This is a genomic window from Bacillus pinisoli, from assembly GCF_023036475.1.
Classification (GTDB): domain Bacteria; phylum Bacillota; class Bacilli; order Bacillales; family SA4; genus Bacillus_BS; species Bacillus_BS pinisoli.
Map to the genome: position 1 here is coordinate 1 of NZ_JAJQKI010000020.1, position 14,318 is coordinate 14,318.

The following is a 14,318-nucleotide window of genomic DNA, read 5'->3' on the forward strand; positions in this document are numbered from 1 at the left end:
AATAAAAATTGATACTTTCTAAGTACTATGAATTTTTAAACGACCCATAAGTGATGAAGTTGAAACCATCGTGTATTAAGATTATGATGGTATAGAAGCATTGAACGATCCTGAAAGTGGTGAAAGAACTTGAATGAATTAAAACTATCAAAGAGGCTAGAAGCAGTTGCAGAAGCAGTGCCGAAGGGCTATACATTAGCTGATATCGGTTCCGACCATGCTTATCTTCCTATTTATTGTTATTTAAAAGAAATTGTACCGAGTGCTATAGCTGGAGAGGTTGTAGAGGGGCCTTTTCAAACAGCCAAAAATCAGGTAGAACGTTTAGATTTACATAAAGCTATTGATGTAAGAAAAGGAGATGGATTAGAGGTCATCTCTAAAGGAGAAGTAGATGCCATTACAATCTGTGGAATGGGTGGTGCTCTCATTGCCACAATATTAGATCATGGTAAGGATAAGCTTGAGGGCGTAAAAAGGTTGATTTTACAACCTAATATCTCAGCTGTCTCGGTTAGGAAATGGTTATTAGAGAATAATTGGGAACTTATACAAGAGATGATCCTTGAAGAAGACGATAAGATTTATGAAATCTTAATTGCTGAAAGAGGAGAACCTTCTAAACCATATCAGCTTGCGGAATTAAACAAAGAACTTCTTCTTGGACCATTCTTACTTAAGGAACACAGTGCTGTTTTTAAGAAGAAATGGACACTAGAAAAGAAGAACTGGGACAGAATCTTATTACAGTTAGATTCAGCTAGTCCTTCACAAGAAGTAGAAGACAAAAAGCGTGAATTAGAACAATATATTCAATACGTTCAAAAGGAGTTGGATTTATATGAGTAAAACTCCAAACGGCTTTGAGGTGGTAAAAATATTTGAAGAATTCTCTCCCATGTCATTAGCATTGGAGAATGATAAATATGGTCTTCAGATTGGAACATTAAATAAACCGATTCGACAAGTAATGGTTACCTTAGATGTGTTAGAAAATGTCGTCGATGAGGCCATCAACAAAAATATTGATCTCATCATTTCTCACCATCCACCTATATTTAGGCCAATAAAGCATGTACGAACAGATACAGCGACCGGTAAAATTATTGAGAAGTGTATAAAGCATGATATCGCAGTATACTCTGCTCATACTAATTTGGACATTACCAACGGGGGAGTTAATGATCTGCTTGCTGAAGCACTAAAGCTAAGGGATATAAAAATATTGTCAACCACACAAAGAACAGTATTGAAAAAATTAGTGGTGTTTGTACCAGTGAGTCATGAGCAGATTGTAAGAACTGCTCTTGGAAATGCTGGTGCAGGTCATATAGGCAAATACAGCTACTGTACATTCAATACAAAGGGCACAGGAACGTTTAAGCCTGAAGAAGGAGCAAACCCTTATATAGGGTCACAAAACCAACTAGAAGAGGTAGAAGAAGTCAGAATTGAAACCATCTTTCCTGAAAATCTGCAAAGGAAGATTATTGCTGCTATGCATAAGGCTCATCCATATGAAGAAGTGGCGTACGATTTATATCCAATTGACAATACAGGGGAAGAGTTTGGCTTAGGTAGAATTGGAAGTTTAGAAGAAGAAATGTCCCTGGAACAGTTCTCTGAATACGTAAAACAAACTTTCCAAGTAGAGGGTGTTCGAGTAGTCGGTAATTTATCGGATCGAGTGAAAAGAGTGGCTGTGCTTGGCGGAGACGGTAATAAATACATACATCAAGCTCATTTTGCTGGTGCAGATGTTTTCGTTTCTGGAGATATTTATTTTCATTTTGCACATGAAGCAATGGCGTTAGGTCTTAATATTGTGGATCCAGGTCACCATATTGAGAAGGTCATGATAGAAGGAGTTGCTAATGTGCTTCAACGAGAAAAAATAAATCGAAAATATGATTTTACCGTACATTTAGCAGAATCGAATACAAACCCATTCCAATTTAAATAGTAGCTACCTTCCGAAGTTTTAGATCTACTTGATAAGCTATAGATTATAAGATAGAAAAAATAGCATCCGCATGGATGCTATTTTGTTTTAACCTTTGGAAGGATCTTATTTAAAGGAATAGTAGATTGCTTATTCCAAGTGTTTGTATCTTCCGGATGATATTGTTCTAAAAACGTAATGACTTCTTTCGTAATTGGAGTTGGTGTGGAAGCACCTGCTGTAACGGCAACCTTCTTTACCCCTTCAAGCCATGCTAAGTCGAGTTCTGAAAGATCGGAGATACGATAAGCCTTAGTACCTGCAATTTCTTCAGAGACTTGCGCTAGCCTGTTAGAATTATTGCTTTTAGGATCTCCTACCACAATAGTTAAGTCTGCTTGTTTCGCTTGTTCTGCGACTGCTTCTTGTCTAACTTGAGTTGCAACACAAATTTCTTTATGAACCTCAGTATAAGGATATTTTTCTTTTACTTTTTCCATAATATCTTGAACATCCCATTGACTCATCGTTGTTTGATTTGTCACGATAATCTTGTCAGTTTTAATGTTTAAGTTTTCAACATCTTCAACATTTTCTACAAGATGTACGATATCAGGCGCAATACCTACTGCACCTTCAGGCTCTGGATGTCCTTTTTTACCGATATAGATAAATTCATAGCCTTCGTCTTTCTTAGAGCGAATCAAGTCATGTGTCACAGTTACGTCAGGACAAGTTGCATCAAGCGTTGTAAGTCCCTTTTCTATTGCAATTCGTCGAACCTCTGGTGAAACACCGTGTGCGGTAAAAATAACAGTGCCTTTTTCGACCTGACTTAGAATTTCAAGGCGGTTTGGTCCATCAAGGGTAATGATCCCCTCTTCTTCAAAAGCATCTGTAACATGTTTATTGTGAACAATCATACCTAGAATGTAGATTGGACGCGGTAGAGTCTTATCCAGTGCAGCATTTCGAGCAATTACCATGGCATCCACCACACCATAACAATACCCTCTCGGTGCAATTTTTAGAACTTCCATTATATTGTCCCCCTTATAAATAAAAACCACTCTATATTGAATGAATGAACTTTATCATTTAGTCTTCCATCTTCATTATATAGTATGAGGACATAGGTGACAAAAAAAAGGATGATTCGCTCTACCTGATGTTAAAATTGTTACGGATGGCAACACATTTTGAGAAAGTAGTCTTAAATGTACATCTTTGGTTTGGATACACCTTTTTTTATGACTTTCTCTTCTGTTTTGCTCTTTAATTGATTAGTAGTAGGCTCTTTTTTTTCTTCATTTGTATTCTTTGATTGGTTACTGGCAGCTACTTTTTTTGATTTATTTTTTGTTTTTACTCGTTTAGCGATAGGTACTTCTTTTTCTTCTACTACATCTTCACTGGAGTCATCATCACTTGAGTTGAATTCTTTGTAAAGTTTAATAAGAGCAGGTATATTACGCACCATGGGTCCGTATTGCTGTACCATCGGACCTACTTGATTAGCTACATTAACAGCTTTTTGGACATTGGCAAGCATCTCTCCAGGGTTTGCCATCAGATTAGAGAGTAATCCTCCTGTTCCTTGCCCAACAGATTGCCCGGAGAAACTATTAAAAGCACCTGCTGCACCTGCCCCCTGTCTTGAAAACAAACGACTTAATATACCACCTACTCCTCTTGCAGGCATTTGTCCCATTTGAACTCCTCTGCCCATCGGCATAAAGGATGAAAAGTTATTCATTCGACTCATTGGACCTAACGGCATTCTTGGTCCTCCCGGGAACATAAAAAATCCCCCTTTCTATACACGTAGTCATATATACAATATGCAAAACGTAGCAATATGTTTGAATTCTATCTAACAATTAGGCTTGATACATGGAAATTGAGCTTCTGTTAAACTATAATAGATAGATGTGGTTAGATAAGTACAAAAACTAAGTACATTTTCCATGTAAAAATAGACCCATGAGGTGAAACAATGAATCATACATTATTTAATCAATTTGGATTTAAGGAGTTTGTCATAGACGCTATATTAAACCTACAGTTTTATCAGCCAACTGACATACAAGCAAGATTAATCCCAGCAATCTTAAGAGGGGAGAGCGTCATTGGACAGTCCCAGACAGGTACTGGTAAAACACATGCTTTTTTATTACCCTTAATTAATAAGATTGATCCAGAACGTAAAGAGGTACAGGTTGTGATTACCGCACCTACAAGAGAACTTGCTCAGCAGATTTATGAGGAAGTACAAAAGGTTATTCGTTTTAATCCGGAAATTACAGCGAAAAACTTTATTGGTGGAACGGACAAGCAGCGTACCATTGAACGATTAAAAACTCAGCCGCACATCGTTGTGGGTACTCCTGGAAGAATTAATGACTTAATTAAAGAGCAGGCTCTTCTTGTCTATACAGCTGATGCTATGGTTGTGGATGAAGCAGATCTAATGTTAGACATGGGGTTTATATTTGATGTCGATCAGATTAGCGCAAAGATGAAGGAAGAATTGCAAGTTCTCGTGTTTTCAGCAACGATTCCGGAAAAATTAAAACCCTTCTTAAAGAAATATATGGAAAATCCAAGATATTCTCATGTAGAGCCTAAGCAGGTTACGGCAGCGAAAATTGACCATTATTTGATACCTTTAAAACACAGAAACAAGTCAAAGCTTCTCGTTGATGTTTGTCATTCGATTAATCCGTATTTAGCCATTATTTTTACAAATACAAAGAAAATGGCTGACATGGTAGCTGATCAGTTAAGTGAAAATGGTATTACAGTTGGTATTATTCACGGGGATTTACCGCCTCGTGAACGGAAGAAAATGATGAAGCAAATTAATGACGCTGAATTTCAATATGTCGTTGCGACTGATTTAGCTGCAAGAGGTATTGATATTAAAGGAATTAGTCATGTTATTAATTATGAAATTCCATCTGATCTCGACTTTTATGTTCACCGAGTTGGACGAACTGCAAGAGCGGGGCTTTCTGGTGTAGCCGTAACCATTTACGAACCTTCTGATGAAGATGCTTTAAATCGACTAGAGAAAATGGGCATTGCATTCTCTAATATTGATGTTAGGAATGAAGAGTGGATAGAAATTGGTCCAAGAGAAAAACGTAAAGCTAGAAAGAAAGAACAAACTGAGATTGATAAAAAAGCTAAGAGTTTCATTCAAAAGCCTAAAAAAGTGAAGCCTGGATATAAGAAGAAACTTCAAGATCAAACACAAAAGTATAAAAAATCACTTCAGAAAAAAGAATCTAATAAAAAAAGGTAGGACTAGTGAGGAGAGATAACAAGCATGATTAAAATTGGTTCACATGTTTCAATGAGTGGTAAGAAAATGTTCCTCGCTGCAAGTGAAGAAGCAGTATCATATGGAGCAAACACGTTTATGGTGTATACAGGTGCACCACAAAATACAAGACGGAAGAAAATAGAAGACTTAAATATTGAAGCTGGCATGCAGCATATGAAAGAAAACGGAATTAGTGATATTGTGGTTCATGCTCCTTATATCATTAATATAGGGAATACGCAAAATCCTGATACGTTTGAATTAGGTGTACGCTTTTTAAGATCTGAAATAGAAAGAACAGAAGCTCTTGGAGCAAGACAAATTGTGTTGCATCCAGGTGCCCATGTCGGTGCAGGTGCTGATGCAGGAATTCAAAAAATTATTGAAGGCTTAAACGAAGTTCTGGATCAGAATCAGCAAGTTCAGATTGCGTTAGAAACAATGGCAGGAAAAGGATCAGAATGTGGTAGAAGCTTTGAAGAGCTTGCGAAAATTATTGATGGGGTTACGCATAATGATAAGATATCAATCTGCTTTGATACATGTCATACTCATGACGCAGGCTACGACATTGTCAATGACTTTGATGGAGTACTAGAAGAATTTGATAAAATAGTGGGTATTGATCGAATAAAGGTATTCCATATCAATGATAGTAAAAACGAACGTGGGGCAGCGAAGGATCGTCACGAAAATATAGGCTTTGGACATATTGGCTTTCAAGCACTTAACTATATTGTTCATCATCCTTCATTTGTGAATATCCCTAAAATCCTTGAAACTCCATTTATTGGTGAAGATAAAAAGGATAAAAAGCCTCCTTACAAAACGGAAATTCACATGCTACAAAACCAGACATTTAATGAAAACTGGATGAACGAAGAAGAATAGATAAACGAATGAGAATTCTTAACAGGCAATCTAAGATACTCAAATAGAACAACTCCTAAAACAAAAAACGAGAGGCGTTTGCTCTCGTTTTTCTTATGTTTATAAGAATCTGAATATGTTTTTTAAAAATGACTATCGGATTTTCATTGTATTAAACTTTTAAGAAAAGATCCTATCCAATAAAGTCCTGAAATAGCTTGTTAATTTTCTTGGCCACTTCCGGACTCGTTATTTTTGCAACATCTTTTATGAGGCGTGTTCTTTCCGTAGGATTAAAAATATTAATGTTTTTTCCTCTTATTAGGGTAACTACTTGGTCTGCTTGCTGACCAGTAAGTGATATGTGATGGGTTTTCGCTAATTTAAGCAATTCTTCTTTTGTAATGCGATTTAATTTTTGGTTTACAATTTGTTCTAGTAATTTCATGATGTCCCTCCTCTATTCATACCTATTATACGAAGGGACTTTATTTTATGTGATTAGTGAATTAATTCATTTAGCTTGTGTTTAAAAATGACCTCATGTATACTAAATCGGAATGATTCTTAAAGTTGGGTGGATTTAAATGAAAGCTCAGACAATCGTCGATATAAAAAATTTATCATTTTACTATAATCAACAGCTTGTGCTGGAAGATATTACGTTACAAATACCTAAAGGTGCCTTTATTGGGTTAGTTGGTCCCAATGGCTCTGGAAAATCAACCTTATTAAAATGTATATTAGGGCTTTTAAAGCCGTCTGAGGGAAGTATAAGACTTTTTGAGAAACCTTTTAAGGAATTCAGTGAATGGTACAAAATTGGGTATGTTTCTCAAAAAGCAAACAGTTTTAATACAGGCTTCCCTGCAACAGTATTCGAAGTCGTATCAACTGGCCTAGTTTCTAAAAAAGGCCTATTTAAAAGGATTAATCACCAAGATCGAAAGAAAATTATTGATGCAATTGAATCGGTAGGAATGGGAGATTTTCAAAGAAGAAATATCGGAGAACTCTCTGGCGGGCAACAACAGAGAGTATTCATTGCAAGAGCACTTGTCAGTGAACCGGAATTCTTAATACTAGATGAGCCAACTGTTGGTGTAGATGCAAAGACAGTTCAAAACTTTTATCAGATGCTTGGTCATATTAATAAAGAAAAAAATATTACATTATTACTAGTTACACATGATGTTGGTACGATTACAGATAAAGTTAGCCACGTTGCTTGTTTAAATCGTCACCTGCATTTCCATGGTGATACTCTTGAATTCTCTAATCAAAAAGATCGACTATCAGAATTTTATGATCATCATGTTCATGTTCTAACTCATGATCATGGAGGTTGTGACAAATGCTAACAGCACTTTTTCAATATGAATTTTTACAAAATGCATTTATTGCCGGTATATTAATTGGAATAATTGCTCCGCTACTAGGAGTTTTTATTGTCGTAAGAAGGTTAGCTCTTATAGCAGATGCTCTAAGTCATATTACATTAGCGGGTATTGCTGCTAGTCTCCTACTCGAGAAGAAATGGGGAGCTTATGCTCTTAATCCCCTTTATATGGGAATGACTTTTTCGGTTATGGGATCATTATTTATTGAGCAACTAAGAAAACTATATAAATTTTACCAAGAATTAGCCATTCCGATCATTCTATCGGGTGGAATTGGGCTTGGTGTTTTATTCATTTCTTTAGCAGATGGGTTTAATACTGATTTGTTTAATTATTTATTCGGAAGTGTAAACGCAGTTAGTCGCTCAGATATGTGGACTATTTTAGGAATAACAATCTTGGTACTATTGGTCTTAACCTTGTTGTATAAGGAGTTGTTCGCCCTTTCCTTTGATGAAGAACATGCCATTGCTTCAGGTGTAAAGACAAAGCTCATAAATTTTATTTTTATTATTATGGTAGCTCTTGTTATCGCATCCTCTATGAGAGTAGTAGGAATCTTGCTTGTTTCCTCTTTGATGACTTTACCTGTTGCTGCAAGCATGAGAATTTCAACGGGTTTTAAACAAACGATCATTTTATCCATTATTTTTGGTGAACTGGCTGTAATCGGTGGTTTGGTGTTATCCTACTTTTTAGATTTAGCACCTGGTGGAACGATTGTCATTTTATCAGTTATGATTTTATTGCTTACGATCATGTTGCAAAAGGTAAAGGGGATGATAATAAGATGAACGTTCAAGAGGCAATAGATCTAATGAAGCAAAAAGGGTATAAGCATACCGATAAAAGAGAAGAGATGCTAAAAATTTTTGCATCTGTAAATAAATATTTGACCGCAAAAGATGTACTTGAAAACATGAAAGATGATTTTCCAGGTTTAAGCTTTGATACAATTTATAGAAATTTATCACTATTTGCTGAGATGGGAATTTTAGAAGCTACTGAATTAGAAGGTGAAAAACATTTTCGATTCACGTGTAGTATAAGAGAACATCATCATCATTTTATCTGCATGGAATGTGGAGAAACGAAAGAGATAAAGACATGCCCGATGGATATTATGAAAAGCGATTTAGCTGGTTATGATATTACAGGTCATAAGTTTGAGATTTATGGAAGATGTCCTACTTGTCTATAGAGGCAAAATAAAAAACACACGTTTGTGTGTTTTTTATTTTGGATATCAGCTAATTTTTTTCATGATTAATGTAAAAATTAACCCAATTCTGCGCTTCTTGCCAATTGTTTACTCGTATAACCTTTTTAGGAACAGGGTCTTGATTATAAGGAGTATTAAAGAGAAGAACAGGGATGTCACACTCTTCACTGATATCACATGCATTGTCATGTTTGTCCTCGAAGAAGACATCAATATCATGTCTTTTTACTGCTTCAAGCTTATTGTGTGAACCGATAAGCTCAATATGGTGATTCGGGACTTTTGTATGACTGAACCAGTTTTGGGTAACATCAAGATAATCCTGACTACGTGCGCTAATAAAAATGAGCTTGTGTTCTTCGTACCACTTATTCAATACGGCCATGACGTGTTCATCTACAAGCTTTGCATTGGAATAAATATCAGATTCATTTTCTTTCATCCAATTATTGAATTCACTGCTGGATATTCCAATAATCTTGGACAGATCGTAAATAGTAAGATCCTTTAATGATAAATTTAGATTAAACGATCGATTGATATAAGGAATAAATGAAGTTGGACATGTAATCGTTCCATCGATATCTATTCCCAATTTGTGAGTTGACATATCTTTTTCTCCTCTAGGTAAAAAATCATATGTTCAGTTTACCATATTATTTAATTTGCTTACCACAAACGTTATTTGTAAATATTGACACCTATAAATATTGAAAAACCCTCCATACTAATAAATGCTCCTTAACCAAGGAAAGCGAGGGATTCAGTAATGGCAAATGATTTTAATCAAAATGATGAGCTAAAGAATGCAACCAACTTGGATGCAAATCAAGATGAACTCAACACGAATGCGCAATCTGTAGATCCATATTCTAGAGAGGAATATGCTGCAGAAGTTGCACCGAATATAGTTGATTTTAATCGTCGTGAACAAGAAACGACACGTACAGTAGCTCGTGTAGATGAGGACGCAAATCGAGACCTTACTGCAAGCGAGACTAACGTGGATGATGTAACGGGCGGAAGAGGTATAGGAGGACTTGCGCTTGCTTTATCTATTCTTTCGTTATTTGTGATGCCAATAATCTTGGGAGCAGCTGGGATCATCATCGGTTTCATAGCTAGAAGACGTGGTTCAACTACATTAGGAGCATGGGCAATTGGTATAGGAGCAGTTTCAATAATTGTTGGTATGTTTGTATTGCCGTTCTTTTAGGCAATAAGAGTTAAAAAAGCTTGACACTTATGTGTCAAGCTTTTTGCTTTAGTTTTTCTTCTGCGATTTTATCAATTTCTTTCTTTAACTCTTCAACCATTGTTGCTTCAGGTACCTTTCGAACAATTTCACCATGACGGAACAAAAGTCCTTCGCCTCTAGCTCCAGCAATACCAATATCGGCTTCTCTTGCTTCTCCAGGTCCATTTACTGCACAGCCTAAAACAGCAACTTTAATTGGTGCTTTAATGGTTGAGATATATTCTTCTACTTCATTTGCGATACTAATTAAATCGATTTCAATACGTCCGCAAGTAGGGCAGGAGATAAGTGTGGCAGCATTTGCTGCTAATCCGAAAGATTTAAGTAGTTCTCTAGCTACTTTCACTTCTTCAACCGGATCTGCACTTAAAGAAATACGAACTGTATTTCCAATTCCTTTGCTAATAATTGCTCCAAGACCAGCCGCACTTTTTACAGTTCCAGCAAATAAAGTTCCTGACTCAGTTATTCCCAAATGGAGTGGGTAGTCAAATGCACGGGCAGCTTTTTCATATGCCTCAATGGCTAAATTGACATCAGAGGCCTTCATGGAGACGATAATATCATGAAAATCAAGGTCCTCTAAAATTTTAATATGGTGAAGGGCACTTTCAACCATCCCGTCTGCAGTAGGGTAGCCATACTTCTCGATAATTCTTTTTTCCAAAGAGCCTGCATTTACTCCAATTCGAATTGGGATGCCCTTTGCTTTTGCAGCGTTAACGACTGCTTCTACTTTTTCACGACGACCAATGTTTCCAGGATTAATCCTGATTTTATCTGCACCACCCTCAATCGCTTTAAGGGCAAGTTTATAATCAAAATGGATATCAACTACTAAGGGAATATTTATGCGCTTTTTAATTTCAGATATTGCGTTAGCAGCACGTTCGTCTGGACAAGCTACACGAACAACCTGACATCCAGCTTCCTCTAAACGCAAAATTTCCGCAACCGTTGCTTCCACATCATGAGTTTTTGTCGTTGTCATACTTTGAATAACGATTTCATTATTACCACCGATTGTTAAATTACCAACCTTAACAGGGCGTGTTTTTGAACGATGTACAATTTCACCCATGTCTTTTTATCGCTCCTTTAGGTTATATAGGGCATAACCATTTTTATGCTTAACTTAAATATAAGCCAAATCTATTGTAACAATCTCACTTAAACAAATACAAGTAGTTTGACTATCTCATTGTGAATAAAGAGGGACCTTATATTCTTTTCCAATCTGAATTTTCTCTGGTGAGACACCTTCATTTAATGTTTTAAAGTCAGCTATAACTTTAGAAATTTCTACAGGGAGACTTCCTTTCTGATTTTGTTCAACAAGAGATAATACCGTATCACCAGCTTTGACTTTTACCACTAAATAATGATTATTTTTTTCTTTGTTAGTCTCTACTTCTACTTCTTGGGGAGCAAAGGCTGCGCTGACATTTCCAACGGGTAAGGTTCCTTTGCTTACATCATAATATATACTATAGCAAACAAGAGCAAGTAATAGTAATACTGAAAGTTGTTTCATTCGAACACCTACTTTTCACATAATTACTAATCTATATGGCTTGTCCTATGAAAATATTCGAATTATTTATTAAAAATAAGGCTTCTAAACAATAATCACTAGGTTTTATAGTATTAGAAGGGAGATTTTTTAGTAATTTAGTTTCAAAAGCAAAAAAATCTTAGAAAAGAGCCTTGCAGATAGAAACTTTTTTACCAAAGGAAACGTATATATTGTTAACCTTGTGTTAAATAGAAGGAGAGTGATCATGTGGATTTCTTATTTATTCCCTCGGTGGGTTTCTTGATTTTACTACTTGCTACTTTATTGTTGGCAGGAGAAATGCTTGTCAAAGCAAAAGGTGTATTTGGAGTTATAGGATTAGTGTTCATTGCTAGTTATTTTACAGTTCACAATACGGGTGACAATTTTATCTTCATATTATCACTATATGTTGCCGGGCTTTTATTCGTATTTATTGACGGGAAATTTATTAATGATGGAACTCTGGCAGTAGTCGGGATTATTCTGATGGTTATTTCTGTTGTGATCCCCGCACCAACTATTCTATATGGAGTGCTTTCTGGTTTTGGTTTAATTGTAGGAGCTTTATTATCACCTTTATTTTTGAAAGTACTTCCAAGTAGAGAGATGTGGTCAAAAATTGCTTTGAAGGACCGATTAACGTCAGAACAAGGTTATAATTCTGTTAGCGCAGACTATGTCAGTTTAATTGGGAAGAATGGAATAACCGTTACACCTTTTCGTCCAGTTGGAACAATTGATATAGACGGGAAGCATTACAGTGCTATTTCGGATGGAGAATGGATAGAGAGTGAAGTGAAAGTAGAAGTAATGAAAGTAGAGGGAACAAGGATTGTCATTAAAAGGGTTGGAGAGTAACTCTCAACCCTTTAACAGCAATTTTCATCCGTTTCGGATACTTGCCCATGCAAGACTTGTTTGGAGGCCTTTGGAACAGGTCTAAATAAACAACAAAGCTCTTCAGACAACAAATGATTTACTTCTTGCTGATTAAGGCTATAGTAACTCCATGTACCTTCTGTTTTTTTGTGAATAATATTAGCATCCAGCAGAATTTTCAAGTGGTAGGACAATTTAGATTGAGGCATCTCAATATACTCAGTCATATCACAAACACACACAGAACCTTTTTCGGTTAAGATATTCATAATTTGAAGTCTTTTCTGGTCAGCTAGAGCTTTAAACTGTTTTTCATACTTTTCAAACAGAGATTGTTTTGAAAGATCATGAACAGGTATTTCCTTCATCATTCTCACTCCTAAATCAAAAATAATTGATTTAAATTAATTATAAAATAGTTGGGATTTTCACACAAGTGGCAACTAAACGAAAAAAGCCTCCTCAATAAGGAGACTTGACTTACTTTTTAACTGGTATTTCTTTCAGTGAAAGGTACAATATGGATAACGTAACAAACCAGTATACAAAATATGGGGCAATAACGTTGACCTTAAAGAGGTCCATGGCCATTAAAAAAGTTACTGCTAAAGTAATACTATAAGCACTTAACACCCAGAGTCGTCGGTATTCAATCGTTTTCTTAGCCATACTAGATAATGTTAGACCGAACAGGGCAAATATAGATATTTCCAAGAATTTTATGCCGGCCGAGAATAAATAAGAAGCTAAGATGATTAAACTCAGTAAGATCGGAAGGATATCAGAAAAAGTATCCATATATTCTGTTAAAGTTTCTTTCGTTAAGATTAGATCACCAAGCATTTCATACTGTAATGCTTGTGTATAATTATTAGAGTGATAGGCAATTTCGGTTGAAAAGAAGCCAATACTGTTTGAATACTTGTCTAATTCATCAGCTGTCCATTCTCCAGTCGGATCAAATAACACATACGTTCCGTTTACATTGTAAACGGTGGGTTCTTGGACAGGTGAACTTAATTTATGATCTTTTATAGTGAAGGACGGTAAAGTTGTATCAATAATTTCATCAAAGTCGTTCACGGCCTTTACAATATCTATACTGTTATAAATTGAAGAAGGTATGATTGACAAGAGTGTCAAAACAAAAACGTATAATATGGTTTTGCCAATGCCTTGAAAACGAAACCTAGCAATATCCTTTGGTGAATACAAACTTTTTGTCCACTGTTGTATGATGTTCATTTATTGCTCCTCCTTTAATCTACATCATACATTTTAACGGAGCATATCTTCATTAACAAGAAATTAGGAGGTCATCGTATGGAATATTTTTATTGGTCCCTTATTATTGTTCTTTTCATTGGTTCTTTTGTTGGTTTAATTTTTCCCATTATACCAAGCGTCTTATTTATTGGGGCAGGTTTTGTCTTATATGGATTTTTCTTTACATTTGAAGGATTAGGATTATGGTTTTGGGTCTTTCAGGTTTTATTGATCATCCTATTATTTGTGGCTGATTATGTAGGTAATCTTATTGGAGTAAAAAAATTCGGAGGTTCAAAGGCAGCAGGCTGGGGAAGTACCATTGGGTTGTTAGTAGGGCCATTTATTATTCCATTTGCAGGAATTTTACTAGGCCCATTTATTGGGGCGATCCTAGCAGAGTTATTGATAGAGCGGAAAGGCTTTACGCAAGCAGTAAAGGTTGGAGCGGGATCAGTAATTGGTTTCCTAAGCAGTACCCTTGCTAAATTTATCATTCAAGTAATCATGCTTGTATATTTTTTTATTGTGGTACTGTAACATCTTAAATTAAATAATGGACATAATAGTTACGGTGTTGAACTTATTATTTGAT

The 14,318-nt window shown here is 35.8% G+C and carries 18 protein-coding genes; 10 read left to right on the forward strand and 8 right to left on the reverse strand.

From position 1 onward, the window contains the following. The first annotated feature begins 129 nt into the window (after positions 1-129). Both LT143_RS18825 and LT143_RS18830 read left to right on the forward strand, forming a co-directional pair. Positions 130-849, forward strand: a complete 720-nt coding sequence (locus tag LT143_RS18825; protein ID WP_246945825.1) for a tRNA (adenine(22)-N(1))-methyltransferase — start codon at positions 130-132, stop codon at positions 847-849. Further along, a complete protein-coding gene (locus LT143_RS18830) occupies positions 842-1,963 on the forward strand; it encodes a Nif3-like dinuclear metal center hexameric protein (RefSeq protein ID WP_246945828.1) in 1,122 nt (373 codons plus the stop codon). The genes LT143_RS18825 and LT143_RS18830 overlap by 8 nt, the downstream gene beginning before the upstream one ends. Positions 1,964-2,040: 77 nt before the next feature. Here the strand turns inward: LT143_RS18830 and LT143_RS18835 are convergent, their stop codons facing one another. Both LT143_RS18835 and LT143_RS18840 read right to left on the reverse strand, forming a co-directional pair. After that, entirely contained in the window at positions 2,041-2,982 is a 942-nt protein-coding gene (locus LT143_RS18835; RefSeq protein WP_246945831.1) for a 4-hydroxy-3-methylbut-2-enyl diphosphate reductase, read from the reverse strand. 173 nt (positions 2,983-3,155) lie between these two features. Beyond that, positions 3,156-3,743: a YqfQ family protein gene (locus LT143_RS18840; protein ID WP_246945834.1), complete on the reverse strand. Its 588-nt coding sequence runs from the start codon at positions 3,741-3,743 to the stop codon at positions 3,156-3,158. A gap of 195 nt (positions 3,744-3,938) precedes the next feature. Between LT143_RS18840 and LT143_RS18845 the strand changes: the two genes are divergently transcribed. Both LT143_RS18845 and LT143_RS18850 read left to right on the forward strand, forming a co-directional pair. Beyond that, entirely contained in the window at positions 3,939-5,249 is a 1,311-nt protein-coding gene (locus LT143_RS18845; protein WP_246945837.1) for a DEAD/DEAH box helicase, read from the forward strand. Positions 5,250-5,273: 24 nt separating this feature from the next. Then, on the forward strand, positions 5,274-6,161 hold the full coding sequence (locus LT143_RS18850; RefSeq protein ID WP_246945839.1) for a deoxyribonuclease IV: 888 nt from the start codon (positions 5,274-5,276) through the stop codon (positions 6,159-6,161). 172 nt (positions 6,162-6,333) lie between these two features. Here LT143_RS18850 and LT143_RS18855 read toward each other — a convergent pair whose 3' ends face one another. Next, entirely contained in the window at positions 6,334-6,588 is a 255-nt protein-coding gene (locus LT143_RS18855) for a DUF2624 domain-containing protein (RefSeq protein ID WP_246945842.1), read from the reverse strand. Between the two features lie 139 nt (positions 6,589-6,727). On the opposite strand from LT143_RS18855, the gene LT143_RS18860 reads away from it, so the two are divergent. The 3 genes from LT143_RS18860 to LT143_RS18870 are packed head-to-tail and all read left to right on the forward strand — an operon-like array spanning position 6,728 to position 8,741. After that, positions 6,728-7,501, forward strand: coding sequence for a metal ABC transporter ATP-binding protein (locus LT143_RS18860; protein WP_246945845.1), 774 nt, complete (start codon positions 6,728-6,730; stop codon positions 7,499-7,501). After that, positions 7,495-8,334, forward strand: a complete 840-nt coding sequence (locus LT143_RS18865; protein WP_246945847.1) for a metal ABC transporter permease — start codon at positions 7,495-7,497, stop codon at positions 8,332-8,334. Before LT143_RS18860 ends, LT143_RS18865 begins: the two co-directional genes overlap by 7 nt. Further along, positions 8,331-8,741, forward strand: a complete 411-nt coding sequence (locus LT143_RS18870) for a Fur family transcriptional regulator (RefSeq protein ID WP_246945850.1) — start codon at positions 8,331-8,333, stop codon at positions 8,739-8,741. The genes LT143_RS18865 and LT143_RS18870 overlap by 4 nt, the downstream gene beginning before the upstream one ends. Before the next feature lie 49 nt (positions 8,742-8,790). Here the strand turns inward: LT143_RS18870 and LT143_RS18875 are convergent, their stop codons facing one another. Beyond that, on the reverse strand, positions 8,791-9,372 hold the full coding sequence (locus LT143_RS18875) for a hypothetical protein (RefSeq protein ID WP_246945852.1): 582 nt from the start codon (positions 9,370-9,372) through the stop codon (positions 8,791-8,793). 159 nt (positions 9,373-9,531) lie between these two features. Between LT143_RS18875 and LT143_RS18880 the strand changes: the two genes are divergently transcribed. Then, complete coding sequence (locus LT143_RS18880) at positions 9,532-9,978, forward strand: DUF4190 domain-containing protein (RefSeq protein ID WP_246945854.1); 447 nt, start codon at positions 9,532-9,534, stop codon at positions 9,976-9,978. Between the two features lie 34 nt (positions 9,979-10,012). On the opposite strand, the gene ispG is transcribed toward LT143_RS18880, so the two are convergent. Both ispG and LT143_RS18890 read right to left on the reverse strand, forming a co-directional pair. Further along, a complete protein-coding gene (gene ispG, locus LT143_RS18885) occupies positions 10,013-11,101 on the reverse strand; it encodes a flavodoxin-dependent (E)-4-hydroxy-3-methylbut-2-enyl-diphosphate synthase (protein WP_246945859.1) in 1,089 nt (362 codons plus the stop codon). 117 nt (positions 11,102-11,218) lie between these two features. Next, entirely contained in the window at positions 11,219-11,554 is a 336-nt protein-coding gene (locus tag LT143_RS18890; RefSeq protein ID WP_246945861.1) for a hypothetical protein, read from the reverse strand. 249 nt (positions 11,555-11,803) lie between these two features. Between LT143_RS18890 and LT143_RS18895 the strand changes: the two genes are divergently transcribed. Then, entirely contained in the window at positions 11,804-12,436 is a 633-nt protein-coding gene (locus tag LT143_RS18895) for an NfeD family protein (protein ID WP_246945863.1), read from the forward strand. Positions 12,437-12,447: 11 nt separating this feature from the next. Here LT143_RS18895 and LT143_RS18900 read toward each other — a convergent pair whose 3' ends face one another. Both LT143_RS18900 and LT143_RS18905 read right to left on the reverse strand, forming a co-directional pair. Continuing rightward, a complete protein-coding gene (locus tag LT143_RS18900; protein ID WP_246945865.1) occupies positions 12,448-12,825 on the reverse strand; it encodes an ArsR/SmtB family transcription factor in 378 nt (125 codons plus the stop codon). Positions 12,826-12,937: 112 nt separating this feature from the next. Then, a complete protein-coding gene (locus LT143_RS18905) occupies positions 12,938-13,702 on the reverse strand; it encodes a DUF1189 domain-containing protein (protein ID WP_246945867.1) in 765 nt (254 codons plus the stop codon). A gap of 78 nt (positions 13,703-13,780) precedes the next feature. Between LT143_RS18905 and LT143_RS18910 the strand changes: the two genes are divergently transcribed. Continuing rightward, positions 13,781-14,263 (forward strand): DUF456 domain-containing protein, encoded by a 483-nt coding sequence (locus LT143_RS18910; protein ID WP_246945869.1) that lies wholly within the window; start codon positions 13,781-13,783, stop codon positions 14,261-14,263. Positions 14,264-14,318: the final 55 nt, after the last annotated feature.

What these genes read in the sequence shown, in the direction of transcription:
- LT143_RS18875 (WP_246945852.1), bottom strand. Translation starts at nt 9,372, where the DNA reads ATGTCAACTCACAAATTGGGAATAGATATCGATGGAACGATTACATGT.
- ispG (WP_246945859.1), bottom strand. Translation starts at nt 11,101, where the DNA reads ATGGGTGAAATTGTACATCGTTCAAAAACACGCCCTGTTAAGGTTGGT.
- LT143_RS18880 (WP_246945854.1), top strand. Translation starts at nt 9,532, where the DNA reads ATGGCAAATGATTTTAATCAAAATGATGAGCTAAAGAATGCAACCAAC.
- LT143_RS18900 (WP_246945865.1), bottom strand. Translation starts at nt 12,825, where the DNA reads ATGAAGGAAATACCTGTTCATGATCTTTCAAAACAATCTCTGTTTGAA.
- LT143_RS18840 (WP_246945834.1), bottom strand. Translation starts at nt 3,743, where the DNA reads ATGTTCCCGGGAGGACCAAGAATGCCGTTAGGTCCAATGAGTCGAATG.
- LT143_RS18870 (WP_246945850.1), top strand. Translation starts at nt 8,331, where the DNA reads ATGAACGTTCAAGAGGCAATAGATCTAATGAAGCAAAAAGGGTATAAG.
- LT143_RS18905 (WP_246945867.1), bottom strand. Translation starts at nt 13,702, where the DNA reads ATGAACATCATACAACAGTGGACAAAAAGTTTGTATTCACCAAAGGAT.
- LT143_RS18865 (WP_246945847.1), top strand. Translation starts at nt 7,495, where the DNA reads ATGCTAACAGCACTTTTTCAATATGAATTTTTACAAAATGCATTTATT.
- LT143_RS18845 (WP_246945837.1), top strand. Translation starts at nt 3,939, where the DNA reads ATGAATCATACATTATTTAATCAATTTGGATTTAAGGAGTTTGTCATA.
- LT143_RS18890 (WP_246945861.1), bottom strand. Translation starts at nt 11,554, where the DNA reads ATGAAACAACTTTCAGTATTACTATTACTTGCTCTTGTTTGCTATAGT.
- LT143_RS18910 (WP_246945869.1), top strand. Translation starts at nt 13,781, where the DNA reads ATGGAATATTTTTATTGGTCCCTTATTATTGTTCTTTTCATTGGTTCT.
- LT143_RS18830 (WP_246945828.1), top strand. Translation starts at nt 842, where the DNA reads ATGAGTAAAACTCCAAACGGCTTTGAGGTGGTAAAAATATTTGAAGAA.
- LT143_RS18860 (WP_246945845.1), top strand. Translation starts at nt 6,728, where the DNA reads ATGAAAGCTCAGACAATCGTCGATATAAAAAATTTATCATTTTACTAT.
- LT143_RS18850 (WP_246945839.1), top strand. Translation starts at nt 5,274, where the DNA reads ATGATTAAAATTGGTTCACATGTTTCAATGAGTGGTAAGAAAATGTTC.
- LT143_RS18855 (WP_246945842.1), bottom strand. Translation starts at nt 6,588, where the DNA reads ATGAAATTACTAGAACAAATTGTAAACCAAAAATTAAATCGCATTACA.
- LT143_RS18835 (WP_246945831.1), bottom strand. Translation starts at nt 2,982, where the DNA reads ATGGAAGTTCTAAAAATTGCACCGAGAGGGTATTGTTATGGTGTGGTG.